The following is a 25,891-nucleotide window of genomic DNA, read 5'->3' on the forward strand; positions in this document are numbered from 1 at the left end:
TATCGCAGCCATGGCACTGCTGCCATGGCGGAAACTACCGAGGCCCGCCCAGACCCCCAGGTCTGCACCCGAGTCTGCACTCAGGCCTGAACCAGCTTGCCCGGCTGGCCGGGCAGCACCTTCCAGGCCGCATCGCGCACAGCCTGGTATTGGCGGCTGAACACGGTGTCCACGTAGATCCACTCGGCCTGACAGGCCTGCGGCGTGGCCGTGACGATCATGTAGCCACGGCGCGAGGTATCGCAGTACTTGAGCGTGGAGATGAATTGCAGCAGCGCACCACGCAACTGGGCAGGGTCCTGGCCCGACAGGTATTCCTCGAAACCCGGCGAGCTGACGGACGAGGTCGCGAACTCCACGCCCACGGCCTGCCCGCTGCGGTCACGCAATTCGCTGGCCCAGGCATTGTGGGTGTCACCGGCCAGCACGACCAGGTTCTTGCCCAGGCTGCGCGCCGTGGCCAGCACGGTCTCGCGTGCCACGGCATAGCCGTCCCAGGCATCGAGGTTGTAGGGAATGCTGGGCTGGGCCAGGATGGCCTTTTCCGCCGCCGTCAGGCTGGCCGGGTTCGCCTGCGCCTTGCCCAGCAGCGCCGCGTAGGCCGGCAGCGAGACACCGCTGCCGGGGCTGAGGATGTCCATCAGCAAGGGCGCCGGCAGCTCCATGCGCCCCATCAGGACCTGCTGGCCCAGCACCTGCCAGGTAGCCTGCGAGGCCGCCAGCTGCTGGCCCAGCCACTGGGTCTGGGTGGCGCCCATGAGCTGGCGCGCAGGATTGGCCATGTCGGAGGTGAAGCGTGCCGCGTCCAGGCCCTGGGCGGTGAAGTAGTCGGCGTAGTCCAGTTGTTTGTCGCGGCCGATGACGCGCGTGTCCAGCATGTGCAGCGCCAGCAGGTCGCCGAAGGCGAAGCTGCGGTAGATGATCTCCGGCTGCGCGTTGCGCGTGGGCATCCACTCGTGATAGGCCTTGAGCGCTGCCACCTTGCGCAGTTCGAAATCGCCCTCGGTGGCCGGCTGGTGGTTTTCGGCGCCGTGCATCCAGGTGTCGTTGGAGATTTCGTGGTCATCCCAGACAGCGATCATGGGCGCCGCCGCATGCAGGGCCTGCAGGTCGGCATCGCTCTTGTACTGGGCATGGCGCTGGCGGTAGTCGGCCAGGCTGACGATTTCGTTGGCCGGCAGGCTCTGGCGCTGCATGGCTTCGGCCTTGCCATTGGCATAGCCTCCGCGTGCGTATTCATAGATGTAGTCGCCCAGGTGCACGGTAGCATCCAGGTCGCCCTGGCGCGCGGCATGCGCGTAGACGTTGAAGTAGCCCGCCGGGTAGTTGGCGCAGGAGAACACGGCCAGCTTGACCTGCTGCACCGCGCCCACGGGCAGGGTGCGCGTACGGCCCGTGGCGCTGGTCATGCCCTGGCAGCGAAAGCGGTAGTGGTAGCGCGTGGCCGGCTTGAGGCCCGTGGCGTCGGCCTTGAAGGTGAAGTCCTGGGTGGCGCGCGCCATGGCCTTGCCCGACACCACGATGGTCTTGAAGTCGGCGTCCGAGGCCAGCTCCCACTCCACCTCGATATCGCTGGAATGGCCCTGCGGTGGCGTCACGCGGGTCCAGAGGATGACGCGGTCGCTCAACGGGTCGCCGCTGGCCACGCCGTGGCGGAACTCGACGGGAATGCTGCTGTCGCCATCGGAGCCGCCGCAGCCGGCCAGTGGCAGCGCCAGGGCCGATGCGCCCATGCCGCGCACGAAATGGCGGCGGCTGGCCACGATGCCGGGCCCATTGGACGCGGTTTTCGCGTGCTGCAGGATATTGGTGATGCTCTCTTTGTGCTTCATGCTGGACCAGGGCCTGGAGGCCCCCGTGGGATGGTATGAAGCCAACGAGCATCGGTGCTGCCGGTGACAGGCGCATGTCACCGGCGCCTGGCGCTCAACTATGCGAACGCAGCGGCCAGGGCCTGCTCCAGGTCGGCACGCAGGTCCTGCACGGCCTCCAGGCCGATGGCAAAGCGCACCACGGTGCCGCTGCGCAGCTGGGGCGTGGGGCAGCTGCGCATGGACGGCAGCTCATAGGGCACGACCAGGCTGATGGGGCCGCCCCAGCTGTAGCCGATCTTGAACAGGCGCAGGCTGTCGCAGAAGCGGTCCACGGCCTGCTGGCCGTGGCGCGGGTCGATGACCACGCTGAACAGGCCGGCCGCCACGCCCTCGCCGCCTGCGGCTGCGCCGCACAGGGCCTTCCAGTTCTCGTGGCCTGGAGCGCCTTCCAGCGCGGGATGCAGCACCTGGACCACGGTCGGCTGCTGCTGCAGCCAGCGCGCCAGCTCGCGCGCGGCGCGGTCCTGGGCGTGGTAGCGCAGCGCGATGCTGGGCAGGGAGCGCAGCACGGCCTCGGTGTCGTTGCCGCCCACGCCCAGGCCCAGGCGCATATGGGCCAGCTTGATGCGCATGTGCAGCGCCTGGTCGCGCGTGATGATGCTGCCCATGAGCACATCGCCACCGCCGCTGGGGTACTTGGTCAGCGCATGGACGGTGGCGTCCACGCCCAGGCTGTGCGAGCCGTCGCCCAGCAGGTCGAAGGGATTGAAGGCCAGGCCCGCGCCCCAGGTGTTGTCCAGCACGGTGGTGATGCCGCGCGCGCGGCACAGGCGCACCATGGCGATGAGGTCAGGAAACTCCATGGTCACCGAGCCCGGCGCCTCCAGCCAGACCAAACGCGTCTTGGGCGTGATTTTGGCTTCCAGGTCGGCAACATCCATGGCGTCATAGCACTGGTGGCGCACGCCGAAATGGGCCAGCTCGCCCTCGCTCAGGGTCTTGTTGGGACCGTAGGCGTTGTCGGGCAGCAGCATCTCGTCGCCGGTGCGCAGCAGGGCCAGGGAGGTGGTGGCGATGGCTGCCAGGCCGCTGGGCACCAGCAGGCATTGCAGGCCGCCTTCCAGCGCGCTCAGGCGCTCTTCCAGCAAGAACGTGGTGGGCGTGCCGTGCAGGCCGTAGGTGTAGCTGCTCTTGTCCAGCCACTGGCGGCGGCGCATGGCCGCCACGTTCTCGAAGATCACCGTCGAGGCCTTGTGCACTGGCGGCTGCGGTGCGACAAAGCCTTCGGGCGGCTGGTAGGGATGGTGGATGAGATGGGTGCTGATCTGCAGGTCGGGTGTGCTCATGCAGCGCATCTTATGCGCTGGGCCACGGCGTTCAGGCATAAAAAAACCAGGCGGACAAAGCGCCTGGTTTTCAGTGGGGGAGCAAAGCCGGTGGCTGCGATCAGCTGGCCTTGATCTCCAGCATGTTGCTGACGTTGTTCACGCCCTTGACGGCCTTGGCAATGTCGCCGGCGCGCATCTTGAGCGCATCGCTGGGCACCGAGCCGGTCAGCGTGACGGCGCCGGCCTTGGTGTCCACGTCGATCTTGAGGGCGGAGATATCGGGTTCCTTGATCAGGTCGGCCTTGATCTGGGCGGTGATGCCTGCATCGTCGAGCGCGGCGCCCGCCTGGCTCATGGCGTTGTTGGTGGCCGTTTCGGCCTTCATCGCGCCTTCCTCGATCTTGGTGCCGGCGCTGCTCATGGCGTTGTCGATCTTCTGGCCTGCGCTTTGCGCGGCCTGCTGGGACTGCTGGACGGCGGAGTCGAGCTTCTGGCCGGCAGTGTCTTCGGTCTTGCCGCATGCGGCGAGGCCGAAGGCCAGGGCGGACACGGCGAGGATGTGGCAGCAGCGTTGGGTGATGAAAGTCATGCGGTTACTCCTTGAATAGTTGTGAGGCGGTCAACACAGGCCTCGACTTTATTTATGGCCCTGGGACAAACCCATACGACGCCGACGCAAGCGTCTGTAGGACAAGCCCGAACATCCCGGCACCATCCAGTTAGCATGACAATAGCGGCCATGCATTCCCTGGCGCGCTGGTTTCCCTTCCTGGCATGGCCCAAACCCTCGGCAGCCGTGCTGCGCGGGGAGTTCTGGGCAGGTCTCACCGTTGGTCTGATGCTTCTGCCCCAGGGCGTGGCCTATGCGGCGCTTGCCGGCATGCCGCTGATCACCGGCATTTACGCCTCCATCGTCCCTGCCCTGGTGGCCGTGATGTTCAGCGGCTCGCCGCGCCTGGGTGTGGGGCCCACGGCCTTAAGTGCACTGCTGATCGGCGCCTCCCTCACGGGCCTGGCCGAACCCGGCTCCGCGCACTGGGTGGCCCTGGCCGCCTGGATGGCGATTTTGTCGGGCCTGGTGCAGTGGTCGCTGGGCCTGATGCGCGCCGGCTGGCTGCTCAATCTGGTGACCTCGCCCGTGCTCACGGGTTTCACGCAGGCGGCAGCGCTGCTGATCCTGGCCTCGCAGTTGCCCACCCTGCTGGGATTGCGTTCGACCTGGAGCGCGGTCTGGAACACGCCTTCGCTGCAGCTTTTCGACTGGCAGTCCATCCTCTACGGCATTGCCAGCATCGCGCTGCTGGTGCTGGCCAAGCGCTGGCGCGCGGCCTTTCCCTCCGCCATCTTCATCATTGCGCTGACCGGCGTGATCAGCTGGGCCACGGACTTTGCCGATGACGGTGGCGCCGTGGTCGGCCACCTGCCGGCAGGCCTGCCCAGCTTCCAGTTGCCGGGATTGCTGAGCTGGGACGAGTTCGGCGCCCTGGTGATGCCGGTGCTGGTGATCTCGCTGGTGAGCTTTCTGGAGACGGCCTCCAGCGCCCAGGTGGAGCACCAGCAGGCCGGCACGCGCTGGAACGAGAACCAGGACCTGGTCGCCCAGGGGCTGTCCAAGATCAGTGCGGGCCTGTTCGGCAGCTTTGCCACCAGCGCCTCGTTCTCGCGCTCGGCAGTGAACCTGCTGGCCGGCGCCAAGACGGGCTGGTCCAACGTGTTCTCCATCCTGCTGGTGGTCATCGTGGTGCTGTGGTTCATCCCGGCGCTGTACCACGTGCCAAAGGCAGCGCTGGCGGCCATCGTGATCACGGCCGTGGTCAACCTGGTCAAGCCGCGCGTGCTGCTGCAGTTGTTCAAGGTGTCGCGCGTGGAGGGCAGCATTGCGCTGGCCACGCTGCTGCTGACCATCGTCACGGCGCCGCGCATGTACTGGGGCGTGTTCGCGGGCATTGTGCTGAGCCTGGGCTACTTCCTCTACCAGCGCCTGCATCCGCGCATCATCGAAGTGGGCCAGCATCCCGACGGCAGCCTGCGCGACCGCAACCTCTGGCAACTGCCGCCGCTGGCGCCGGGCCTGCTGGCCCTGCGCATGGATGCCGAGCTGGACTTCGGCTCGGCCTCGGCCCTGGAGCGTCGTATCGGTGACGAATGGGCGCTGCGCCCGGAGACACACCATCTGTGCCTGCTGGCCCAACCCATCAACCGCATCGACGTGACGGGCGTGGAGACCTTCGTGCGCCTGCAACTGCTGGCGGCCAAGCGCAGCGGCGTGCTGCATGTGGTGGGCCTGAAGCTGCCGGCCGAACAGGTGCTGCTGCGGGCGGGCGCCCTGCACCGCGGACCGCACCTGCGGCTGTACCGCACCGATGCGGAATTCCTCGCCGCTCTTGCCCTGCCGCCGTTCGTGCCTGCACCAGGATCAACATCTGTTACCTCCGATGGTGCAAAAGTCGATGCCGGCGCGGCGACAATCGAGCCTACACACTGATACACTTCACTGGCTTTTCATTCAGCCCTCCGTGACTGCCCCCGCATCCCACCAATCCGTATACCTGCGCGACCTGCGCCTGGCCACAGCCCACGCGCTGGTTACCCACGCTGGTGGGGCGGTCCATCTGCCCACGGATTCGCCGACGCGATATCTGCAGGCGCTGATCGATGAACTGTGCTCGCTGTCGCTGCGCGACCCGCTCACGGGGCTGGCCAACCGCCGCCATTTCCGCACCATTGCCGAGCGCGAGATCGACCGCGTGGCGCGGTCTGGCGAAGCGGCCCTGATGCTGATGCTAGACATCGACCATTTCAAGCAGATCAACGACCAGCACGGCCATATCGTGGGCGACCGGGTTCTGCAGTCGGTGGCCCGTACCCTGACCAATTGCGTGCGCCCCATGGACACGCTGGCCCGCTACGGAGGAGAGGAATTCGCCATCGTGCTGCCCGCCTGCCCTGCGACCTTCGGTGTCTCCGTGGCCGAACGCATACGCAGCGCCATCGAGCGCATGCCGGTCGTCATCTCACCCACGCTGACACTGCAGATCACCATCAGCATCGGCGGCGCCTATGCGCTGCAGTGGATACGCAGCACCACAACCCTGTGGACCGAGCGTGCCGACAAACAGTTGTACCTGGCCAAATCCGCCGGCCGCAACCGCGTGCACATTGAAGAACAACCTGACAGTACGGTAAGCGCGGAGGAAAAAAGCCTGCTTTTCGGACCTTTGTATGCCCCGTCCCCGTTTGACAATGGGCTGAATCCAGATATTGCAACCGATGTGGACCCCGAAGATGGACTCCGCTGATAGCCAGGTGGTAAGCGACAACGCCATTCCCCACCCCTCCCTGCCCGCTGCCGTTCCGATGAGCGATGCCGTGCGCGCCAAGCCGCGCGGACACATCATCGCCGTGACCAGCGGCAAGGGCGGCGTGGGCAAGACCTTCGTTTCGGCCAATCTGGCCGCAGCGCTGACACGCCATGGCCTCAAGGTCCTGGTGCTTGACGCCGACCTGGGTCTGGCCAACCTGGATGTGGTGCTCAACCTCTACCCCAAGGTCACGCTGCACGATGTATTCACCGGCCGTTCCTCGCTGGAGGAAGCCATCCTGCCCGCGCCCGGTGGCTACTCGGTGCTGCTGGCCGGCTCCGGGATGATCGAGTACTCGCGGCTCACGCCCGAGATCCGCCAGCAGTTCACGCACACCATCGAGACACTGGCCCCGCGCTACGACATCGTGCTGCTGGACACCGGCGCAGGCATCTCGGACGTGGTGCTGTTCTCCGTGTCCATGGCCACCGAGGTGCTGGTCATCGCCACGCCCGAGCCCACCTCGCTGACCGATGCCTATGCGGCCATCAAGGTGCTGGCCATCCAGCAAAAGCGCCAGCAGATCCGCCTGGCCATCAACCAGGCAGCACGCCCCGGAGATGGCCGCGCCATCACGGGCCAGCTGCAGCAGGTGCTCAACCGCTTTGTCAACACGGCCTCCGGCGAGCCATTGCGGCTCACGCACCTGGGCGATATTCCATCCGACCCGGCCGTGCGCGAGGCGGTGATGCGCCGCCAGTTGCTGCTGCAGTCCATGCCCGGCGCACCGGCTTCGCTGGCAGTGGCCCAGCTGGCCAATAAAATCAAGGCCCTGCTGGTGTCGGGCGGCTGATCGGGCCGCCTCTCGCCGGCGCCCCGATCCAACCCGCGGCCTGTGCCGCACCCGCCTGCCTGCCCGTGTCCGACATCCTCAATATTTCCTGCTACAAGTTCACGCCGCTGCCCGATGCAGCGGCGCTGCGCGACACCCTGGCCGAACGCGCCCAGGCCCTGGCGCTCAAGGGCACCATCCTCCTGGCCGAGGAAGGCATCAACTTCTTCCTGGCCGGCCCCGCCCAGGCGGTGCACAGCTTCGTTGACCAGTTGCGCGCCGATGAGCGCTTTGCCGACCTGGCGCCCAAGGAAAGCTGGTCAGACACCGTGCCGTTTCGCAAGATGCTGGTCAAGGTCAAGCGCGAGATCATCCGCATGGACCACCCCACCATCCGCCCGGCAGAGGGCCGCGCGCCATCGGTCAGCCCCGCCACGCTGCGCCGCTGGCTGGAACAGGGCCACGATGACGAGGGCCGCGAGGTGGTGACGCTGGACACGCGCAACGACTTCGAGGTCGATGCCGGCGCCTTCAAGGACACCATCGACTGGCGCATCACCAAGTTCACCGAGTTCCCGCCCGCGCTGCGCGCCCACAAGGCCGATCTGGCCGACAAGACCGTGGTCAGCTACTGCACGGGCGGCATACGCTGCGAGAAGGCCGCCATCCTGATGCGGGACGAGGGCCTGGAGCATGTCTACCAGCTGGAAGGCGGCATCCTCAAGTACTTCGAGGAAACCGACGGCGCCTTCTATGACGGCGGCTGCTTCGTCTTTGACGAGCGCCGGGCCGTGGGTGCGGACCTGTCGGCCGCACCCCAGCTGGAGCATCCGCAGGCCCAGGAGACTCCGTCTCCATAGACCGGTCCCCCAGCCCTGACTTGAAGCCCCTGGGCATGCACGCCACGCTTGCGGCGTGCGACACCAATGCGGCCGTACCGGCCGCAGCATCGGCCGCTGTTCAACCCAGGGCACGCACCGAGTTGCTGAGCGAGCGGGCGCAGGCCAGCAGCCCTGGGCCCAGGCGGGCTTGCGCTTCCTCCACCGTCCATCGGCTGGTCGGCGCGACGATGTGCACGGCAGCCACGGGGCGGCCATGGCTACCGATGACGGGCGCGCCCAGCGTCATGTCGCCCAGAAAGAGTTCCTCCCGGTTGACGGCATAGCCGCGCCGACGCGCCTGGGCCAGTTCATCGAAGATGGCGGCCTCGTCCGTGATGGTGAAACGTGTGTGCGCGGTCCGCTCGCTCTGGCGCAGCAGGGCCAGGGCTTCTTCATCGGGCAGTGCGCTCAGCCAGGCACGCCCCGAGGCAGTGCAGTACATGGGGATGCGACTGCCAATGGGCATGTGCACCGGCACAAACTGGGCGCTGATGAAGCGTGCCACGTAGACCATCTCCAGCCCGTCGGGCTCGGTCAGGCAGGTGGTCTCGGTCGTGATCTTGGTCAGCTCCGAAAGATACGGATTGGCCAGGTCGATCACCGGATTGGCCGCCAGGTAGTTGTAGCCCACGCGCATGACGCGCGGCGCGAGCTGGTAGCGCCGGGTTTGCGGATGCTTGCGGACATAGCCCAGTTGCTCCAGCGTGAACACCATGCGTTGCGCCGAGCTTTTGTTGATGCCCGCAGCGGCAGCCACATCGGCCAGCGTCATGCTCCGGTGCTGCGCGCTGAAGGCGCAGAGCACGGCCAGGCCCTTCTCCAGCGACTGGTTGAACAGTGGGTTGGTGTCGTCATCCATCGGTGACGAAGCGGGTTGAGGCGTTGCTTGCATGGCGGCAAGTATAGGCATCCACCTCCAAAGAATCGCATATCGATTTCTTTGAATTGCTTAGTGGTTTTCTCTTATTTCTTAAAGATTCATCCACATTGATCATTGGCGCGGTTCCGAGAATTCTCCGCTGCAGGCGAGGGGCTGTCCCAAGGTGACCTGTCCCTGCTGTTTCCTTCCGTCGTTCACGCCAAGGAGTCAGGTAATGCCAGGTTTTGTCCACCGCGTCCTCCAACTCGCCCTGGGCATGTGTGCCGCCGGCGCCGTCGCGCTGGCTGCAGCGCAAGGCGGCAGCGCCCCGGCCAGCTACAACGTGGGCGCCACGCCCACAGGCATTCCGTTCACCTTTCTGGACGTCAAAAGCAACAGCATCCAGGGCATGATGGTCGACACCATGCAGGCCGTGGCCAAGGCGGGAGGCTTCCAGGCCCATGTGCAGCAGACCAGCTTTGCGGCGCTGATCCCCTCGCTCACATCCAGCAAGATCGACATCATCTCGGCCGCCATGCTCAAGACCGCCGCACGCCAGCAGGTGGTGGATTTCAGCGATGCGGTCTACTCCTACGGCGAGGGCCTGATCGTCAAGGCTGACGATGCCAAGGCCTATGTATCACTGGACGATCTCAAGGGCGAGGTCGTCGGTGCCCAGGTGGGCACGGTGTTCTACGACCTGCTGCAGAAAAAGGGCATCTTCAGGGAAGTGCGCAGCTATGACTCGGTAGCCGATATGACGCGCGATCTGGCGCTTGGCCGCATCAAGGCAGGGCTGGGTGACCAGCCCATCATTGCCTACCAGATCCGCCAGCACAGCTTCCAGGGCGTGAAGCTGGCCGAAAGCTACAAGCCCTCCAACGTGGGGGATGTGTGCCTGGTGGTGCGCAAGGGTGACACCGAAACCCTGGCCCGCCTGAACAAGGCCATCGCCACCATCAAGGCAGACGGCACCCTGGCCCAGATCGTCAAGAAGTGGGGCATCTGAGGACATCGGACGCCCGCCGGGTCGCCTCGCGCCTCGTCCCCCTTTGCCGCGCAATGCACGGCAATGACACCTTCGAGAAAAGTACGCCATGCAAGCATTTGTGCAGCACGCGCGAGAGTTTCTGCCCATCCTGCTGCAAGGAGCGGTGGTCACGGTGCAGGTCACCGCGCTGTCGTTCCTGTTGTCCAGCGCGATCGGACTGGTGCTGGCGCTGGGCAAGCTCTCACCCGTGCGCGCCGTCTCGTGGGCCGCATCGACCGTAGTCAATGTCATACGGGGCCTGCCCATCATCGTGCAGCTGTTCTACATCTACTTCGTGCTGCCCGAGGTCGGCATCCAGCTCACCGCATTCCAGGCCGGCGTGATCGGCCTGGGCATTGCCTATTCGGCCTATCAGGCAGAGAACTTCCGCGCCGGCATCGAGGCGGTGGACCCAGGCCAGCGGGAAGCCGCATTGGCCATGGGCATGCGACCCGCCCTGCTCATGCGCCGCGTGGTGCTGCCGCAGGCATTCCGCATTGCGCTGCCGCCCTACGGCAACACCCTGGTGATGATGCTCAAGGACTCGTCCCTGGTCTCCACCATCACCGTGGCCGAGATGACGCGCCAGGGCCAGCTGATCGCAGCGTCCACCTTCCAGAACATGACGGTCTACACCCTGGTCGCCCTGCTCTACCTGGCCATGAGCCTGCCGCTGGTATGGGGGCTCAGGCGTCTGGAGAAGCGCTTTGGAGCGGGAAGGAAGTCGCCATGATCGAGATCGATCACCTGGAAAAGGCCTACGGCGAGCATCGCGTGCTGCGGGGCGTCAACCTGCGCGTGGCACGTGGAGAAGTGGTGTGTCTGATCGGCCCTTCGGGATCAGGCAAGTCCACGGTGCTGCGCTGCATCAACGGCCTGGAGTCGTACCAGGGTGGCGAGGTGCGCGCCTTCGGTGAGCGCGTGGACACACGCGCGCCGTCCATCCACGCGCTGCGCAGCCGCATGGGCATGGTGTTCCAGCGCTTCAACCTCTTCCCGCACCGCACCGTGGTGCAGAACGTGATGGAAGGCCCCATCCATGTGAAGGGCCAGGCTCCCGGCCAGGCCCATGCCGAGGCATTGGAGCTGCTGCGCAAGGTAGGCCTGGCAGACAAGGCACAGGCCTGGCCCGCACAGCTGTCGGGCGGGCAGCAGCAGCGGGTGGCCATTGCCCGCGCCCTGGCCATGAAGCCCGAGGCCATGCTGTTCGACGAACCCACTTCGGCCCTGGACCCCGAACTGGTGGGCGACGTGCTGGGCGTGATGCGCCAGCTGGCCGAAGAAGGCATGACGATGATCGTGGTCACGCACGAGATGGCCTTTGCTCGCGAGGTGGCCGACCGCGTGTGCTTTCTGCATGGCGGCACCATCGTGGAGGAAGGCCCTTCGGCCCAGGTGCTGGGCGCACCGCGCCATGCACGCACGCAGGACTTCCTGCGGCGCGTGCTGCAGCAGCACTGTGCGCCGTCAGAAGGTGCGGCATGACGACGGCAGCCTCCGCCTCCTTCGCATCGTCTTCGTCGGTACGCCCCGTGCTGTCGCACCCGTCAGCGCCATCGCTGTGGGCAGCCACTGCGCCCGCCGCACCGCCCACGCCACCGCTGGCGGCACCGCTGACCACCACCGACGTGCTGGTGATCGGCGCGGGATATACCGGCCTGTCGGCAGCACTGCATTTAGCCGAAAGCGGCGCCAGCGTGTACGTGCTTGACGCCCATGCTCCCGGCTGGGGTGCGTCGGGCCGCAACGGCGGCCAGGTGAACCCCACCCTCAAGTACGACCCCGACGAACTGCAGCGCATCCACGGCGCCGCTCGTGGCGAGCGGCTGATCGACGCCGTCTCCCGCTCGGCCGACCTTGTGTACGGGTTGATCGAACGGCACGGCATCGACTGCGCGCCCGTGCGTGCCGGCTGGCTGCAGGTCGGATACACCCAGCAGGCGGTGGACGGCATGCACGCACGCGCCCGGCAGTGGGAACGGCGTGGCGTGCGCGTGGAACTGCTGGACCGCGCTGCCACGGCAGCACGCACAGGCACGCCCGCCTTTGCCGGCGGCTGGCTGGATGGACGCGCCGGCGCCATACAGCCCCTGGCCTACGTGCGTGGACTGGTGCGCGCCGCACAGGCCCTGGGCGTGCAGGTTCACAGCGAATCGCCCGTGCTGGCACTGGAGCGCCAGGGCACGGACCACTGGGTCGCCACCACGGCCCAGGGTCACCGCATACAGGCCAGGCAGGTGCTGCTGGGCACCAACGGCTACACCGATGGCCTGTGGCCTGGTCTGGCGCGCACGGTGCTGGCAGCCAACAGCTTCATCGTGGCCACGCAGCCCCTGGGCAAGGCGGGCGCGCACATCCTGCCCGGGGGCGAGACAGGCTCGACCTCGCAGCGCCTGCTGCTGTACTTTCGCAAGGACGCACAAGGCCGTCTGCTCATGGGCGGGCGCGGACATTTTGCGGACCCGCAGGGCGCAGGCGACTATGCCCACCTGGAACGCGCCGTGGAGCTGATGTTTCCCGGCCTGGGCCCCCTCCAATACGAGTACCGCTGGGCCGGGCGCATCGCCGTCACACGCGACTTCATGCCCCATCTGCACCAGCCTTCCCCCGGCATCACCATGGCCCTGGGCTACAACGGCCGCGGCATTGCCATGGCCACCGTGCTGGGGCGGGAGGCGGCAGCGCTGATGGCCGGCGGAAATGCGCTGGCCTGCCCTTTTCCGGTAACGCCGGTTCAGCCGATACCGCTGCATGGGCTGCAACGGTTGTACATAGCGGCGGGAGTGGCCTGGTACAGCCTGCTGGACCGGCTGGGGGCGTGAGGTTCAGTGGGGACGGCCGATCAAGCCGCGCCGGCCTGGCGCATCAGCCGCAGCGCCTGCTGCGCCACGCGCTCGCCGAACACACGCGCCGTCTCCAGGTCGCCCGGCAGCATCTCGGCGGCCGAGGCATCCGAGGCCGATTGCGCCATGGCACCGCTGAAGGCGCCTATCCAGTTGAGGTCATTGCGCTGCGCGGCGCGCGCGTTGGACGGCAGCATGCCACTGCCCACCCACAGGCCGCCATGCTGCATGGCCAGCTGGAACAGATAGTCCAGCGTGGTCTGCTTGTTGCCGTTGACGCTGGCACTGTTGGTGAAGCCGGCGAACAGCTTGTCCTTCCAGGCCTGCACGAACCACGGCTTGGAAGAGGCATCGGCAAAGCGCTTGAACTGCCAGCTCGGCCCGCCCATGTAGGTGGGCGATCCAAAGACGATGGCGTCTGCCGCCGCCAGCAACTCCCAGCCACCCGCAGGCAGCTGGCCGTCGCTGTCGATCGACAGCATGCGCGCGCCTGCGCCGTCGGCCACGGCCTGGGCCATGCGCTGGGTGTGTCCGTAACCCGAGTGGTAGACCACCACGATATCTGCCATACAAGAAATCCAATCCTAGGACGCCCTGCGCAGCCACAGGCCAGCCAGCGCCGCATTCATCAATCCATCCACGCCAAAGGGCCCCGCAGCGCTGCTGCGGGGCCCACTCAAGGCAGTAGCCTAACAAAAATCAGGGCATGGCCAACGCTGCCCGAACCACTCAATGGCGGCGCGCATCCACGCTCCAGCCACCGGCACCGTGGGCGGCAAAGCCCAGCAGGCCGCCAGTCACGGCGATGTTCTTCCAGAACAGCAGCTGCTGCATCATGGCCGCGTCGGCCGGCACGCTCCAGTAGGTGTGAAAGAAGAAGCTGGCCACCAGCGTGAAGAACGCCAGCACCAGGGCCGCCCAGCGCGTGCACCAGCCCAGCAGCAAGGCCAGGCCGCCGACGATCTCCACCACCAGGGCAATGGCCACGCCGATCTGCGGCATGGGCATGCCTACCGATGCGGCATAGCCCACAGTCCCGGCGAAGCCTCCGATTTTCTGAAAGCCCGCAGGCACGAACATCAGCGCGATCAGGATGCGGCCGGCCAGCGCCAGCGGGTTGCTCAGACGGTTCAACATGATGGGTACTCCTCGTGAATCTTCAGAGCGTGCTGTGCACGCTCTCAGGCTTGCAGATCGAAGACCAGGACCTCGGACTGTTCCCCGTCGTGCAGGCGCAGTCGCGGTTCATTCTCCACAAGGGCCGCATCGCCCGTTGTCAGCCGTTGCCCATTGACGCTCAGCGCGCCGCGCACCAGGTGCACATAGGTCTTGCGGCCGGCGGGCAGTTCCAGCTCGGCCTGCTCATCGCCGTCGAACAGCCCGGCATACAGCCGGGCATCGGCATGGACGGTGACCGAGCCCTCGGCGCCATCGGGCGAGGCCACCAGGCGCAGCCGGCCGCGCTTTTCATCGTCGGCAAAGGCTTTTTGCGCATAGCCGGGCGCTATGCCCGTCTCGCTGGGCAGCAGCCAGATCTGCAGGAAATGCGTGGTCTGGCCCGGCGCATGGTTGTGCTCGCTGTGGACCACGCCCGAGCCGGCGCTCATGCGCTGCACCTCGCCGGGCGAGATGGTCTGCTCGTTGCCCATGCTGTCCTTGTGCGAGAGCCGGCCTTCGAGCACGTAGCTGATGATCTCCATGTCCTTGTGGCCATGGGAGCCGAAGCCCGTGCCCGGGGCGATGTGGTCCTCGTTGATCACGCGCAGGTTGCCAAAGCCCATGTGGCGCGGGTCGTGGTAGCCCGCAAACGAGAAGCTGTGGTGCGAGCGCAGCCAGCCATGGTCGGCATGGCCGCGTTCCCGGGATTTGCGCAGGGCGATCATGTTTTTGTCCCTTTCCAACGTGTCAGATCTTCGAAACTCTTGCGTCGATGGCTCCACTGTAGAAGCCGCTGCCGCAGGCAAGGCGCAGCAGGATTGATGGCATCATTCAAAGCTTTTGAAGCCATAACGCCCCATGCCCAGCCCCCGTGACGTGCTCACCCCCGACAGCCTGGCCATGCTCCAGGCCATTGCCGAGGCCGGCAGCTTTGCCGCCGCTGCACGCCAGCTGGGCCTGGTGCCCAGTGCCCTGACCTACCGTGTGCGCCAGATCGAAGATGCGCTGGACGTGCTGCTGTTCGACCGCCGCTCGCGCCACGCCCAGCCCACCGAGGCCGGCCGGGAGCTGCTGCGCGAGGGGGTGCGCCTGCTGCATGAGATCGACACCGTGGCCCACCGCGTGCGCCGCGTGGCCACGGGCTGGGAGCCGCACCTGACCATCGTGGTCGATGGTGCCGTGGCACGCACGCCGATGCTGGAGCTGGTCGAGGCCTTCTACGCCATGCAGCCACCCACACGGCTGAAGCTGCGCGACGGCATCCTCACCGGCACGCTGGAGACGCTGACCTCGGGCCGGGCCGACCTGGCCATCGGCGTGGCGGTCAACTCCAGCAACGTGGCGGGCCTGCAGGCCTGCGAGCTGGGCGAGCTGGACTTTGTCTTTGCTGTGGCGCCCCACCATCCGCTGGCCACGGCGCCCGAGCCCATCACCGACGCCACCTTACTGCAGCACCGCATCATCGCCGTGGCCGATTCAGGCCTGCGCGACAGCGCCAGCATGGGCCTGCTCAGCGGCCAGGACATCTTCACCGTGGACTCCATGCAGGCCAAGATCGAGGCCCAGGTGCGCGGCATAGGCTGCGGCTTCCTGCCCCATTTCATGGCCGATGTGTATGTGCAGGCCGGCCTGCTGGTGACGCGCCAGGTCGCCCGCCCCTCGCGCAATGTGCGCATGCACTACGCATGGTCCTGCCCGCCGCAGCAGGTCCCGCCGCGCGCGCTGCAGTGGTGGCTGCAACAGTTGGAGAGCCCCGCCACGCGCCGCGCTCTCATGGAAAATCATCACCGACATTGAGCTGGCGCACGCCGCCGGGCGGTCTTCGCGGGTGTAGAGTGGTTACAGGTCCCGGCCTGCCACGCCGCTGCGGTGCAACAGGCCGGAAAGGACATGCTTCCCGGAATCTGCCACTGCCCGCAAAGGTCTGCTCCATGAACGCTTCCCGCGCTGCCTCCAAGTCCACGGTCAAGAAAAAGGCCACCAAGCCCCCCGAAGCCTCCAAGGCGCGCCCCAAGGCCGGCGCACGCCGCATTGCCGTGATTGGCGCCGGCATGGCGGGCCTGGCCTGCGCACGCACGCTGATGCAGGCCGGCCACGATGTCCATGTCTACGAGCGGCTGCCCCAGGTGGGCGGGCGCATGCGCTCTGTCAACGCCGCGCATGGCGCCTTCGACATCGGCGCGCAGTATTTCACCGTGCGCGACAAGCGCTTCGAGCTGGCCCTGCAGACCGTGCCCGGCCTGTGCCGCCCCTGGAGCGTGAGCACGCTGCGCGTGCTGGATGCGCAGGGCCGCCAGTCCAGCGCCGCCCCCGCACCCACCGAAGCCCATTGGGTGGCTACGCCCGACATGCAGGCCCTGCCGCTGGCCTGGGCCGCGCCGCTGTGGGATGCCGACCGCCTGCACCTGGGCCAGCGCGTGACCAAGCTCGAACGCCAGCCCGGATCGCAGGGCTGGAGCCTGCATGTGGAGACGACCGAGCCGACCACGCAGATCCGCGCAGGCTTCGATGAAGTGATACTCGCCCTGCCCGCTCCACAGGCGCGCCAGCTGCTGCAGACCACGCCCCTGGCCCTGTCGCTGGTGCAGGGCATGGCGGCCGTGGAAATGGCGCCCTGCTGGGCGCTGACGCTGTCCTACCCCATGGCCACCGAGGCCGGCCTGTCCACCCTGGGGCCGCAGTGGAACGCGGCCCGCACCACGCATGAGCGCGCGGTCTGGGTGGCACGAGAATCCTCCAAGCCGGGCCGCTCCCAAAGCGAACGCTGGACCGTGCTGGCCAGCCCCCAATGGTCGCAGGAGCACCGCGCCGACGACGCCCCGCGCGTGCTGGCCAAGATGCAGAAGGCCTTTGGCGAGATCACGCGCATCCGCATCCCTCCCCGCCATGCCAGCGTCTACCTCTGGCCCCATGCGCAGACCCTGTCGCCGCTGGGCCGCAGCCATTTGCGCAACAAGGATGCGGGCCTGGGCCTGTGCGGCGACTGGTGCATTGGCCGCCGCGTGGAGGATGCCTTTGTCTCGGGACTGGAAATGGCCCTGGCGTTGGTTGCGGACTGAACCAGGCCACCAGGTCCTGGCAGGGGGCGGCGCAAGGCCTTAACATCCGGCCCCGATGATTCCCGCCGCCCCTGAATCCGCCGAAACCGGCTCCGCACCCGCCCCATCCCCGTATGTCGGCCGCTTTGCGCCCTCACCCACGGGCCTGCTGCATGCAGGCTCCCTGGTGGCGGCGCTGGCCAGCTGGCTGGATGCACGCGCCCATGGCGGCCGCTGGCTGGTGCGCATCGAGGACATAGACCCTCCGCGCTGCCAGCCCGGTGCCGACACCGCCATCCTGAACCAGCTTGCCACCTGCGGCCTGCTGCCGGATGAAGAGCCTGACTGGCAGTCCCGCCGCCACACCTTCTACGAAAGCGCACTGGAGCGGCTCAAGGCCGGCGGCCTGGCCTATCCCTGCGGCTGCACGCGCAAGGACATCGAGGCAGCCTGGGAAAACCTGGGCTGGGCCCATGAGCGCCATGTGGAGCGGCCCTACCCCGGCACCTGCCGCGACGGCCTGCACGGCAAGAGCGCCCGGGCCTGGCGCTTTGCGCTGGACCGCTTCACCCGCCACGACCCCGTGCTGCACTGGCAGGACCGCCGCTTGGGCGCCCAGCAGCAGGATGTGATCCACGGCGTGGGCGACTTTGTCCTGCGCCGGGCCGACGGCCTGTGGGCCTACCAGTTGGCCGTGGTCGTCGATGACGGCCTGCAGGGCATCACCCATGTGGTGCGCGGCGCCGACCTCGCCGACAATACGCCCCGCCAGATGCTGCTGCAGCGCGCCCTGGGCATAGGTCACCCGCAGTACCTGCACACGCCGCTGGTACTCATGCCCGACGGCGAAAAGCTTTCCAAGCAGCACGGCGCCCCCGCACTGGACCTGAGCGCCCCCGTGACCGCGCTGCGCACCGCAGCCGCCCACCTGGGACTGCCCCAGCCATCACCCCAGGCCGCATTGGGCGAAGCGCTGCAGTTCTGGGTCAGGGGCTGGCGCCATACATACAATTGAGCCCGTGAACCCAATTTCTTCCCCCAAGCCGAGCAGTCCATGGACGGCGATACCCCGAACACCATGTCCGCTGCCCCCGGTGCGCCGCACGATTCCTCTTCGCCCTCCACACCTGCGGCGGCCCGTACCGGCCAGCCGCCCGAGGGCGTGGCCCATCCCAAGACCATCAAGAGCTATGTGCGCCGCGCCGGCCGCACCACGACAGGCCAGGCCAAGGCCTTCGAGGAGCTGGGTCCGCGCTTCGTGCTGAACTACCAGGCCGCGCCGCTGGACGCCTCGGCCACCTATGGCCGCCAGGCCCCCCTGATCCTGGAGATCGGCTTCGGCATGGGCGAGGCCACGGCGCACATCGCGCGCGTGCGCCCCGATGACAACTTCCTGTGCTGCGAGGTGCACGAGCCCGGCGTGGGCGCCCTGCTCAAGCGCATTGGCGAGCAGGACATCACCAACATCCGCATCCTGCAGCACGACGCCGTCGAAGTCATCGACAACATGCTGCCCGAGGCCAGCCTGGACGGCATACACATCTTCTTCCCCGATCCCTGGCACAAGAAAAAGCACAACAAGCGCCGCCTGATCCAGGAGCCTCTGGTGGCCAAGCTGGCGCGCCGGCTGCGTCCCGGTGGCTACATCCACTGCGCCACCGACTGGGAGCCCTATGCGGTGCAGATGCTGGAGGTGCTGGGCGCGGAGCCCCTGCTGGCCAACACGGCCGAAGGCTATGCCGCCAAGCCCGACTACCGGCCGCTGACCAAGTTCGAAAACCGTGGCATCCGCCTGGGCCACGGTGTGTGGGATCTGGTGTTTGAGCGCCGCTGAGCCGGTCGCGCCCTCTTCCAATACAAGGCCTCGCATGCAGCCATTGCTACAGAATCTGGTCGAGATGACGGCCCACAGGGACCATCTGCGATTGGAAATCTCGGTGCTGTCCACCCTGTTCAAGCTCAATGGCGTGGTGCAGGTGCGGGCGCTGGAGCTGTTCGCCATGCCCGACGGCAGGCACTGTGTTCGTGCGCGCACCTGGAGCCAGGGCGATCAGGTCATGTCCACCGATGCCGAGGCCCTGTATGACCCGCAAAGCGTGGAGCTGGCCTCCATGCCCGCACTGCAGCAGGCGCTGCAGCAGCGCGCCCTCATCGCCTCGGCCGTGCAGCCCGATGGCCAGCACGTGCTGTGGCTGCCGCTGTGGCGCCAGGAGACGGCCTACCACTGCCTGGAGATCACGCAGTCCACGGCCTTCTCGCCCAGCCGGCTCGATGTGATCCAGGGCATCTTCGGCGTCTATCACAACTACCAGAGCCTGCTGGACTACAGCGAACGCGATGCGCTGACCGGCCTGCTCAACCGCAAGACCTTCGACGAGCAATTCCTGCGCCTGTCGCTGCAGGAGACGCCGATGGCCATGCCGGGCGTGGCCACGGAAGACGTTCCCGGCCAGTGGCTGGCCGCCATCGACATCGACCATTTCAAGCGCATCAACGACCGCTTTGGCCACCTGTATGGCGACGAGGTGCTGATCCTGGTGGCCAACATCCTGCGCAGCTGCTTCGACGCCAAGGACCGTGTGTTCCGCTTCGGCGGCGAGGAATTCGTGGTGCTTCTGCGCTCGGTCAGCCTGGTCAATGCCCGCAAGGCGCTGGAGCGCCTGCGCCACGACGTGGAGAGCTACGAGTTCCCCCAGGTCGGCCGCATCACCGTGAGCACGGGCTTTGCCGCCATGGGCACGGGCGCACCCGTGGAGGTGCTGGGCCATGCCGACCAGGCCCTCTACCACGCCAAGGAGCACGGCCGCAACCAGACCTGGTACTACGGTGATCTGATCACCCAGGGGCTGCTGGCACCCCAGGTGAACAGCAACGACATCGAACTGTTCTGAGGCGGCCCTGACGCCGTGCCGTTCAGGCGAGGCCGGCCACGCGCACGCAGTCGCGCCCGGCGTGCTTGGCCTCGTAGAGCATGGCATCGGCGCGCTGCAGCAGTTCCTGAGCGCTCTCGGCGCCCTGCAGTTGCGCCACGCCAAAGCTGGCCGTCGCCGCCAGCTCCAGGCCATGGACCTGTATGGGCGTGGAGCGTATGGCCTCGCGCAGCTGCCCGGCCAGCGCCCAGGCCTGGGCCGCAGCCACACCGGGCATCACGATCAGGAACTCCTCCCCGCCATAGCGCGCCATCCATTGCGCCGAAGGCTCCCGTTCCAGTGCGTGCCGGCAACGCAGCGCCACCTCGCGCAGCACGGCATCGCCTGCGGCATGGCCGTGCCTGTCATTGACCTGCTTGAAGCGGTCCACGTCCACGAACATCACGCTCAGGGCCGCACCCAGGCGCTGGCCCTGGGCGACCTCGGAGGCCAGGCGCTCGTCCATGGCGCGGCGGTTGAGGCATCCGGTCAGCGCATCGGTCAGCGACATGCGCTTGACCTCTTCCACCAGCTCCTCCAGCTGGGCCGTGCGCTGGGCCACCAGCAGGTCCAGATGCTCGATGTGGCCGCGCAGGTCATGCTGCAACTGGCCAAAGCCCTGCACCACCATGTCGATCTCGTCGCGCTGCCCGCGCCGCGCCCGCTCCAGCACCAAGGGCCTCGACAACTCATTGGGCTTGAGGCTGGCCGCAAAGCCCGCAATCTGCTGCAGCGGCTGGCGCAGCTCCCTGCGCATTACCCAGGCCACCATCAGGCAGACCAGGGCCGTGAACAGCGCATAGCCCAGCAGCACGCGCAGCGTGGAGTCGCGCAGCACCTCCAGGTAGTGGCCCTGGTTCTCCCAGACCTGCAGTTCGCCCAGCGGCAGGCTGGACTGGCTGTGACGCGGTGCCGGAATGAGCATGGACACGGCGGGCGCGCGGCCATCCCTGGGCTCGCCCGCCTCGTACATCTCGCCCGTGGAGGTGACGCGCAGCTGCACATGTCCCACCAGGGGCAGCTTGCCCAGCCACTGCACCTGCTCGCGCACCAGGGCCGGCTCGATGTCCCACAGCGCGGCGGACAGCGAGATCATGCTGTTGGCCACCAGCGTCTCCATGGAGCGGCGAAACTCCTGCTGCCCCTTGCGGTACTCCCACCAGGCGTGGGCGCCGCCAAACACCAGCATGCAGGCCACGGCCAGCAGCATGATGCGCAGGATCAGCAAAGAGGCAATCGAGCGGAAGCGGGGCATGGGAGGCGCTCAGCGCAGCAGGTGCTTGAGCTCGAATCCGTAGCGCCGCAGCCGGGGATTGAGGTGCTTGCTGTAGCTGCGAAAGTCCAGAGGGGCCAGCGGCGCGCTGATCCTGTGCTCGTAGCGGTCGATCTGGGACTTGTCAAGCAGCGTGAACATGGGCCGCACCTGCTCCAGCCCTTCGGAGGCGAAATCGGTGCCGTGCGCATGGTCGTAGAGCATGACCAGGGCCCAGGCGCCGGTCAGGAAATGGCCGCCCGCCAGTGCCGACAGCTCGCCCGTGCGCAGCGCCGTCATGGCGGCGGCCGATGAATTGATGGCGCTGAAGAAGGCGTCACGCCCCGGCGAGCCGCCCCGCGCGCGCCAGGCCTGCATGGCGCCAAAGGCCATCTCGTCGTTGCCCGCCCAGACCAGGCGCACCTCGGGATAGCGCTGGAACAGCACGGCCGCCTGCTGCTCGGCGCGTTCGCGGCGCCATTCGCCAAAGACTTCCTGCTGCAGCACCACGTCGCTGGCCTCGGCCGCCGCGCGGCGCATGCCGGCATTGCGCTCCACCGAGGAGGGCGTGGAGCGGTCCCCGGCAATGGCCACCATGTGCAGCCGGCCATCGGCCGCACGCGCCTGGCCCGATGCCCGCGCAGCGGCGAACAGTGACTTGGCGGTCAGGTAGCCGGCCTCCTCGGCGCCCGGCTCCAGGCTGCCCAGCCAGTGGCGATAGCGCTCCCGCGCCACGCCGGTCTGGCCGCGCAATGTCTCTGGCACGCCGCTGAAGGCCATGAAGCTGTCGATGCCTGCGGCCTCCAGCGTGCGCAGGATTTCCGGCGCCACGCTGTAGTCGTTGGTAAACATCACGTAGCGGGGCCGCTGCGCCTTGGGCAAGGCGGCAATCTGGCGCGCAATCTCGATGGGGCGCAGGTGGTCGCGCTGGGCATAGCGGACCTGCAGCTGCATACCCAGGCTATTGGCCGCGTCCTGCATGGCCTCGCTGACCGTGGTCCAGTAGCGCTCGTCGGAACGGCCGGGGTTGATGAAGACCACGCTTTGCGCGGCGGCAGCGGCCGATTGCGCCAGCACGCCCATCACCCAGGCCATGTAGGTCATACGCAGCGCCCACGGCAAGACGCCCCGGTGGAGTCCACCGGGGCGTCCCGAAGAAGGGGCAGCAGGAATCATCTGCCGCGCAGCTGGGTCAGACGCGCTCTGCCACCCAGGCCTGCACACCGGCCAGCGCCGCGGGCAGGCCCGAAGCGTCCGTGCCGCCGGCCATGGCCATGTCGGGCTTGCCGCCGCCCTTGCCGCCGACCTGGCTGGCCACGAAGTTCACCAGATCGCCAGCCTTGATGCGCGAGGTCTCGGCCTTGGTCACGCCTGCGGCCAGTTGCACCTTGTCGCCATCGACGGCGGCCAGCACGATGGCTGCGGCGCCCAGCTTGTCCTTGAGCTTGTCCATGGTGTCGCGCAGGGTCTTGGCGTCGGCGCCTTCCAGCCTGGCGGCCAGCACCTTGATGCCCTTGACGTCGACGGCCTGGCCGGCCAGCTCGTCGCCCTGGCTGGAAGCGAGCTTGCCCTTGAGCGCAGCCACTTCCTTCTCCAGCGCGCGGATCTGCTCCAGCGCACCGCCGATGCGGGTGTTCAGTTCGGCCGTCGGCGCCTTCAGCGCGGCGGCGGCCTGGTCCACCGTGGATTCCAGCGATTGCAGGTAGGCCAGCGCGTTCTCGCCGGTCACCGCCTCGATGCGGCGCACGCCAGCGGCCACGCCGCCTTCGCCCACCACCTTGAACAGGCCGATGTCGCCCGTGCGCTGCACGTGGGTGCCGCCGCACAGCTCGCGGCTGCTGCCGATGTCCAGCACGCGCACGGAGTCGCCGTACTTCTCGCCGAACAGCATCATGGCGCCCGTGGCCTTGGCCGATTCGATGTCCATCACGCGCGCATCGGTGGGCGTGTTGGCCAGGATTTCGGCGTTCACGCGGCGTTCGATCTCGCGGATCTCTTCAGCGGTCACGGGCTGGTTATGGGCAAAGTCGAAGCGCGTGCGCTCGGCGTTGACCAGCGAGCCCTTTTGCTGCACGTGGTCACCCAGCACTTCGCGCAGGGCCTTGTGCATGATGTGCGTGACCGAGTGGTTGCGCATGGTGGCGGCACGCAGCTGCGTGTCCACCTCGGCCTGCACGGCATCGCCCACCTTGAGGCTGCCGGACTCCAGCACGCCATGGTGGCCGAACACATCGGCCTTGATCTTGAGCGTGTCCTCGACCGCAAAGCGTGCGCCCGTGGTGCTGATCACACCCTGGTCGCCCACCTGGCCGCCGGACTCGGCGTAGAAAGGCGTGGTGTCGAGCACGACCACGCCGCTCTGGCCGGCCTTGAGTTCCTGCACGGCGCTGCCTTCGGCATACAGTGCCACCACCTTGGCGGCCTCGGCCAGCTTCTGGTAGCCCGTGAAGGCGTTGGCATCGCCCGTGTATTCCAGGGCGCGGTCCATCTTGAACTTGCCTGCTGCGCGGGCCTTGTTCTTCTGCTCTTCCATGGCGGTCTGGAAGCCCGCCTCGTCCACGCTCAGGCCGCGCTCGCGGCAGACGTCGTTGGTCAGGTCCAGGGGGAAGCCGTAGGTGTCGTGCAGCTTGAAGGCCACGTCGCCGGGCAGCACCTTGGCGCCACCGGCCAGCGCCGCGTCCAGGATTTCCATGCCGTTGGCCAGGGTCTCGAAGAAGCGCTCTTCCTCGACCCGCAGCACTTCGGTGATGCGCGCTTCCTGCTCGCGGATCTTGGGATAGGCATCGCCCATCACGGCAACCAGGTCCTTGACCAGCTTGTGGAAGAACGGGGTCTTCTGGCCCAGCTTGTAGCCGTGGCGGATGGCGCGGCGCACGATGCGGCGCTGCACGTAGCCGCGGCCTTCGTTGGAGGGGATCACGCCGTCAGCCACCAGGAAGGCGGTGGCGCGGATGTGGTCGGCGATCACCTTGAGCGAGGGGGTCTCGATGTCGGCGATGTGCGTCTCGCGCGCAGCAGCCTTGATCAGCGCCTGGAACAGGTCGATCTCGTAGTTGCTGTGCACATGCTGCAGGATGGCGGCCAGGCGCTCCAGGCCCATGCCGGTGTCCACGCAGGGCGCGGGCAGCGGCTTGACGTTGCCCTGCTCGTCCATGTCGAACTGCATGAACACGTTGTTCCAGATTTCGATGAAGCGGTCGCCGTCTTCGTCAGGGCTGCCCGGAGGGCCGCCGGCCACGTGCGCGCCGTGGTCGTAGAAGATTTCCGAGCAGGGGCCGCAGGGGCCGGTGTCGGCCATCATCCAGAAGTTGTCGCTCTTGTAGCGGCCGCCCTTGTTGTCGCCGATGCGGATCACGCGCTCGGGCGGCAGGCCGATTTCCTTGGTCCAGATGTCGTAGGCCTCGTCGTCCTCGGCGTAGACCGTGGCCAGCAGGCGTTCCTTGGGCAGCTTGTAGACCTCGGTCAGCAGCTCCCAGGCCCACTTGAGCGACTCGCGCTTGAAGTAGTCGCCGAAGGACCAGTTGCCCAGCATCTCGAAGAAGGTGTGGTGGCGGGCCGTGTAGCCCACGTTTTCCAGATCGTTGTGCTTGCCGCCTGCGCGCAGGCAGGTCTGCACCGAGGTGGCGCGCTTGTAGGGGCGCTTGTCGGTGCCCAGGAACACGTCCTTGAACTGGACCATGCCCGAGTTGGTGAACATCAGCGTCGGATCGTTGCCGGGCACCAGGGGGCTCGACTCCACGATGGTGTGGCCCTTGGATGCGAAAAAGTCCAGAAAGCTCTTGCGAATGTCGGCAACGGTGAAAGTGGGTGTGCTCATGGTGTCTAGGAGTTCGGAGCGCGCACGCGGGGCGCTGTCCCTGGTGGGAGGGTGTCCCGTCGGGACCAACGCGCATTATAGGTTTGCCCCATGGTTGCGGCAGCGAGCCCTGCCTGGCCTCCATCACGCACCTGGCCAAAGAAGGCGTCTCCTCCCATCTGCCCGCCCTTGAGCACGATCTCCAACCCGTCACTGACCGGATCGCTGACATGCGCGCGCAACAGCGGCGCGCGACTGGCCGGTCCGCGGCGCCTGCAGCTGTGGGTGGCGCCCCATCCGGGCCGCAGGGCCGACATTCTTGCGCTGGAGAAATGGCTGGTGCAGGAGATGGGGGAGATGGCTAGCACAGGCGATCTCGCCGTTCCCTGATCCCGCTCAGACAGCGCGCGATGGGCGCCCTGGATAATCGCCAGCCGGAACCACAGCAAGCACACCATGGCGCAACCACAGACACCCGAGCCCCATTCCAGCGAACCGCCCCCCGCTGCCAGCGCCAACGGATCCGATCCGGCCAAACCGCCAACACCGCCGAAATCGCCCAAGCCGCCAAAAAGCCGCATCGTGCCCTGGCTCATCGGCCTGCCCGTGGCCTTCTTCGCTGTGCTCATGCTGGCTGGCCAGTTGCTATCCACGCCCGAAGGCGAGGCGCGCTGGGTGGAGCGCGAAACCATCAAGATCTGCCGCAAGGAAACCGCGCGGCCAGAGGCCGAGCGCAAGACGCAGCAGTTTGAATCGGTGCAGGACTGCGACAGGCTCGAATTCGACTTCAAGCAGCGCTACGGTGAAAACCCCTGAGGCGAAGTCACAACGAAAAAGGCCGGCAGAGCC

25 protein-coding genes are annotated in these 25,891 nt (G+C 67.2%); 15 read left to right on the top strand and 10 right to left on the bottom strand.

All coding sequences use genetic code 11. The features are described 5' to 3' along the window. Positions 1-80: 80 nt before the first annotated feature. The 3 genes from BO996_RS18780 to BO996_RS18790 all read right to left on the bottom strand — a co-directional run bounded on the left by BO996_RS18780 (position 81) and on the right by BO996_RS18790 (position 3,731). On the bottom strand, positions 81-1,832 hold the full coding sequence (locus BO996_RS18780; RefSeq protein WP_071956083.1) for an alkaline phosphatase D family protein: 1,752 nt from the start codon (positions 1,830-1,832) through the stop codon (positions 81-83). A gap of 98 nt (positions 1,833-1,930) precedes the next feature. Next, the gene (locus BO996_RS18785; protein ID WP_071957154.1) at positions 1,931-3,160 is read right to left on the bottom strand and encodes a PLP-dependent transferase; all 1,230 of its coding nucleotides are present in this window, start codon (positions 3,158-3,160) and stop codon (positions 1,931-1,933) included. Positions 3,161-3,260: 100 nt separating this feature from the next. Beyond that, a complete protein-coding gene (locus BO996_RS18790; RefSeq protein WP_013802176.1) occupies positions 3,261-3,731 on the bottom strand; it encodes a BON domain-containing protein in 471 nt (156 codons plus the stop codon). Between the two features lie 150 nt (positions 3,732-3,881). On the opposite strand from BO996_RS18790, the gene BO996_RS18795 reads away from it, so the two are divergent. The 4 genes from BO996_RS18795 (at position 3,882) to BO996_RS18810 (ending at position 8,136) form a co-directional block, all read left to right on the top strand. Continuing rightward, positions 3,882-5,627, top strand: coding sequence for a SulP family inorganic anion transporter (locus BO996_RS18795; protein ID WP_013802175.1), 1,746 nt, complete (start codon positions 3,882-3,884; stop codon positions 5,625-5,627). Beyond that, positions 5,578-6,441 carry a GGDEF domain-containing protein gene (locus BO996_RS18800; RefSeq protein ID WP_013802174.1) on the top strand — a complete coding sequence of 288 codons (864 nt, stop codon included), beginning with the start codon at positions 5,578-5,580 and terminating at the stop codon, positions 6,439-6,441. The genes BO996_RS18795 and BO996_RS18800 overlap by 50 nt, the downstream gene beginning before the upstream one ends. Further along, a complete protein-coding gene (locus BO996_RS18805; RefSeq protein ID WP_013802173.1) occupies positions 6,428-7,297 on the top strand; it encodes a MinD/ParA family protein in 870 nt (289 codons plus the stop codon). Before BO996_RS18800 ends, BO996_RS18805 begins: the two co-directional genes overlap by 14 nt. A 65-nt stretch (positions 7,298-7,362) precedes the next feature. Further along, positions 7,363-8,136 (top strand): sulfurtransferase, encoded by a 774-nt coding sequence (locus tag BO996_RS18810; protein WP_071956084.1) that lies wholly within the window; start codon positions 7,363-7,365, stop codon positions 8,134-8,136. Positions 8,137-8,236: 100 nt separating this feature from the next. Here the strand turns inward: BO996_RS18810 and BO996_RS18815 are convergent, their stop codons facing one another. Next, on the bottom strand, positions 8,237-9,016 hold the full coding sequence (locus BO996_RS18815) for an IclR family transcriptional regulator (protein ID WP_071956085.1): 780 nt from the start codon (positions 9,014-9,016) through the stop codon (positions 8,237-8,239). 235 nt (positions 9,017-9,251) lie between these two features. Between BO996_RS18815 and BO996_RS18820 the strand changes: the two genes are divergently transcribed. From BO996_RS18820 to BO996_RS18835, 4 genes are all read left to right on the top strand, one after another. Then, complete coding sequence (locus BO996_RS18820; RefSeq protein ID WP_071956086.1) at positions 9,252-10,025, top strand: ABC transporter substrate-binding protein; 774 nt, start codon at positions 9,252-9,254, stop codon at positions 10,023-10,025. A gap of 88 nt (positions 10,026-10,113) precedes the next feature. Continuing rightward, complete coding sequence (gene ehuD / locus BO996_RS18825) at positions 10,114-10,779, top strand: ectoine/hydroxyectoine ABC transporter permease subunit EhuD (protein ID WP_016451664.1); 666 nt, start codon at positions 10,114-10,116, stop codon at positions 10,777-10,779. Continuing rightward, positions 10,776-11,531, top strand: coding sequence for an amino acid ABC transporter ATP-binding protein (locus tag BO996_RS18830; protein ID WP_071956087.1), 756 nt, complete (start codon positions 10,776-10,778; stop codon positions 11,529-11,531). The genes ehuD and BO996_RS18830 overlap by 4 nt, the downstream gene beginning before the upstream one ends. Then, a complete protein-coding gene (locus BO996_RS18835) occupies positions 11,528-12,868 on the top strand; it encodes an NAD(P)/FAD-dependent oxidoreductase (protein ID WP_071956088.1) in 1,341 nt (446 codons plus the stop codon). The genes BO996_RS18830 and BO996_RS18835 overlap by 4 nt, the downstream gene beginning before the upstream one ends. A 20-nt stretch (positions 12,869-12,888) precedes the next feature. On the opposite strand, the gene BO996_RS18840 is transcribed toward BO996_RS18835, so the two are convergent. The 3 genes from BO996_RS18840 to BO996_RS18850 form a co-directional block, all read right to left on the bottom strand. After that, positions 12,889-13,458 carry a flavodoxin family protein gene (locus tag BO996_RS18840; RefSeq protein ID WP_034394353.1) on the bottom strand — a complete coding sequence of 190 codons (570 nt, stop codon included), beginning with the start codon at positions 13,456-13,458 and terminating at the stop codon, positions 12,889-12,891. Positions 13,459-13,618: 160 nt separating this feature from the next. Further along, positions 13,619-14,026, bottom strand: coding sequence for a DoxX family protein (locus BO996_RS18845; RefSeq protein ID WP_012205870.1), 408 nt, complete (start codon positions 14,024-14,026; stop codon positions 13,619-13,621). Between the two features lie 44 nt (positions 14,027-14,070). Further along, complete coding sequence (locus tag BO996_RS18850; RefSeq protein WP_071956089.1) at positions 14,071-14,772, bottom strand: pirin family protein; 702 nt, start codon at positions 14,770-14,772, stop codon at positions 14,071-14,073. A 133-nt stretch (positions 14,773-14,905) separates the two neighbouring features. On the opposite strand from BO996_RS18850, the gene BO996_RS18855 reads away from it, so the two are divergent. The 5 genes from BO996_RS18855 (at position 14,906) to BO996_RS18875 (ending at position 19,976) form a co-directional block, all read left to right on the top strand. After that, complete coding sequence (locus BO996_RS18855) at positions 14,906-15,844, top strand: LysR family transcriptional regulator (RefSeq protein ID WP_034394359.1); 939 nt, start codon at positions 14,906-14,908, stop codon at positions 15,842-15,844. A 134-nt stretch (positions 15,845-15,978) separates the two neighbouring features. Further along, positions 15,979-17,106, top strand: coding sequence for an NAD(P)/FAD-dependent oxidoreductase (locus BO996_RS18860; RefSeq protein WP_071956090.1), 1,128 nt, complete (start codon positions 15,979-15,981; stop codon positions 17,104-17,106). A gap of 55 nt (positions 17,107-17,161) precedes the next feature. After that, positions 17,162-18,100, top strand: coding sequence for a tRNA glutamyl-Q(34) synthetase GluQRS (gene gluQRS / locus BO996_RS18865; RefSeq protein ID WP_071956091.1), 939 nt, complete (start codon positions 17,162-17,164; stop codon positions 18,098-18,100). Between the two features lie 39 nt (positions 18,101-18,139). Beyond that, positions 18,140-18,919 (top strand): tRNA (guanosine(46)-N7)-methyltransferase TrmB, encoded by a 780-nt coding sequence (gene trmB, locus BO996_RS18870; protein WP_071956092.1) that lies wholly within the window; start codon positions 18,140-18,142, stop codon positions 18,917-18,919. A gap of 34 nt (positions 18,920-18,953) precedes the next feature. After that, positions 18,954-19,976 carry a GGDEF domain-containing protein gene (locus tag BO996_RS18875; RefSeq protein ID WP_071956093.1) on the top strand — a complete coding sequence of 341 codons (1,023 nt, stop codon included), beginning with the start codon at positions 18,954-18,956 and terminating at the stop codon, positions 19,974-19,976. A 22-nt stretch (positions 19,977-19,998) separates the two neighbouring features. On the opposite strand, the gene BO996_RS18880 is transcribed toward BO996_RS18875, so the two are convergent. From BO996_RS18880 to alaS, 3 genes are all read right to left on the bottom strand, one after another. Continuing rightward, positions 19,999-21,249 (bottom strand): GGDEF domain-containing protein, encoded by a 1,251-nt coding sequence (locus BO996_RS18880; RefSeq protein WP_071956094.1) that lies wholly within the window; start codon positions 21,247-21,249, stop codon positions 19,999-20,001. Positions 21,250-21,258: 9 nt separating this feature from the next. Then, positions 21,259-22,350 (bottom strand): ABC transporter substrate-binding protein, encoded by a 1,092-nt coding sequence (locus BO996_RS18885; RefSeq protein WP_071956095.1) that lies wholly within the window; start codon positions 22,348-22,350, stop codon positions 21,259-21,261. Between the two features lie 88 nt (positions 22,351-22,438). Continuing rightward, entirely contained in the window at positions 22,439-25,063 is a 2,625-nt protein-coding gene (gene alaS / locus BO996_RS18890; RefSeq protein WP_034394377.1) for an alanine--tRNA ligase, read from the bottom strand. Between the two features lie 168 nt (positions 25,064-25,231). On the opposite strand from alaS, the gene BO996_RS18895 reads away from it, so the two are divergent. Next, positions 25,232-25,432 (top strand): hypothetical protein, encoded by a 201-nt coding sequence (locus tag BO996_RS18895; RefSeq protein WP_071956096.1) that lies wholly within the window; start codon positions 25,232-25,234, stop codon positions 25,430-25,432. A 192-nt stretch (positions 25,433-25,624) separates the two neighbouring features. Then, on the top strand, positions 25,625-25,858 hold the full coding sequence (locus BO996_RS18900) for a hypothetical protein (protein ID WP_017403895.1): 234 nt from the start codon (positions 25,625-25,627) through the stop codon (positions 25,856-25,858). Positions 25,859-25,891: the final 33 nt, after the last annotated feature.

This window comes from Delftia sp. HK171 (genome assembly GCF_001886655.1).
GTDB classification, from domain to species: Bacteria; Pseudomonadota; Gammaproteobacteria; order Burkholderiales; family Burkholderiaceae_C; genus Comamonas; species Comamonas acidovorans.

Coding starts and splice junctions, on each gene's coding strand:
- BO996_RS18780 (WP_071956083.1), bottom strand. CDS start 1,832: ATGAAGCACAAAGAGAGCATCACCAATATCCTGCAGCACGCGAAAACC.
- BO996_RS18785 (WP_071957154.1), bottom strand. CDS start 3,160: ATGAGCACACCCGACCTGCAGATCAGCACCCATCTCATCCACCATCCC.
- BO996_RS18790 (WP_013802176.1), bottom strand. CDS start 3,731: ATGACTTTCATCACCCAACGCTGCTGCCACATCCTCGCCGTGTCCGCC.
- BO996_RS18795 (WP_013802175.1), top strand. CDS start 3,882: ATGCATTCCCTGGCGCGCTGGTTTCCCTTCCTGGCATGGCCCAAACCC.
- BO996_RS18800 (WP_013802174.1), top strand. CDS start 5,578: ATGGTGCAAAAGTCGATGCCGGCGCGGCGACAATCGAGCCTACACACT.
- BO996_RS18805 (WP_013802173.1), top strand. CDS start 6,428: ATGGACTCCGCTGATAGCCAGGTGGTAAGCGACAACGCCATTCCCCAC.
- BO996_RS18815 (WP_071956085.1), bottom strand. CDS start 9,016: ATGGATGACGACACCAACCCACTGTTCAACCAGTCGCTGGAGAAGGGC.
- BO996_RS18820 (WP_071956086.1), top strand. CDS start 9,252: ATGCCAGGTTTTGTCCACCGCGTCCTCCAACTCGCCCTGGGCATGTGT.
- ehuD (WP_016451664.1), top strand. CDS start 10,114: ATGCAAGCATTTGTGCAGCACGCGCGAGAGTTTCTGCCCATCCTGCTG.
- BO996_RS18830 (WP_071956087.1), top strand. CDS start 10,776: ATGATCGAGATCGATCACCTGGAAAAGGCCTACGGCGAGCATCGCGTG.
- BO996_RS18835 (WP_071956088.1), top strand. CDS start 11,528: ATGACGACGGCAGCCTCCGCCTCCTTCGCATCGTCTTCGTCGGTACGC.
- BO996_RS18840 (WP_034394353.1), bottom strand. CDS start 13,458: ATGGCAGATATCGTGGTGGTCTACCACTCGGGTTACGGACACACCCAG.
- BO996_RS18845 (WP_012205870.1), bottom strand. CDS start 14,026: ATGTTGAACCGTCTGAGCAACCCGCTGGCGCTGGCCGGCCGCATCCTG.
- BO996_RS18850 (WP_071956089.1), bottom strand. CDS start 14,772: ATGATCGCCCTGCGCAAATCCCGGGAACGCGGCCATGCCGACCATGGC.
- BO996_RS18855 (WP_034394359.1), top strand. CDS start 14,906: ATGCCCAGCCCCCGTGACGTGCTCACCCCCGACAGCCTGGCCATGCTC.
- BO996_RS18860 (WP_071956090.1), top strand. CDS start 15,979: ATGAACGCTTCCCGCGCTGCCTCCAAGTCCACGGTCAAGAAAAAGGCC.
- gluQRS (WP_071956091.1), top strand. CDS start 17,162: ATGATTCCCGCCGCCCCTGAATCCGCCGAAACCGGCTCCGCACCCGCC.
- trmB (WP_071956092.1), top strand. CDS start 18,140: ATGGACGGCGATACCCCGAACACCATGTCCGCTGCCCCCGGTGCGCCG.
- BO996_RS18875 (WP_071956093.1), top strand. CDS start 18,954: ATGCAGCCATTGCTACAGAATCTGGTCGAGATGACGGCCCACAGGGAC.
- BO996_RS18880 (WP_071956094.1), bottom strand. CDS start 21,249: ATGCCCCGCTTCCGCTCGATTGCCTCTTTGCTGATCCTGCGCATCATG.
- BO996_RS18885 (WP_071956095.1), bottom strand. CDS start 22,350: ATGACCTACATGGCCTGGGTGATGGGCGTGCTGGCGCAATCGGCCGCT.
- alaS (WP_034394377.1), bottom strand. CDS start 25,063: ATGAGCACACCCACTTTCACCGTTGCCGACATTCGCAAGAGCTTTCTG.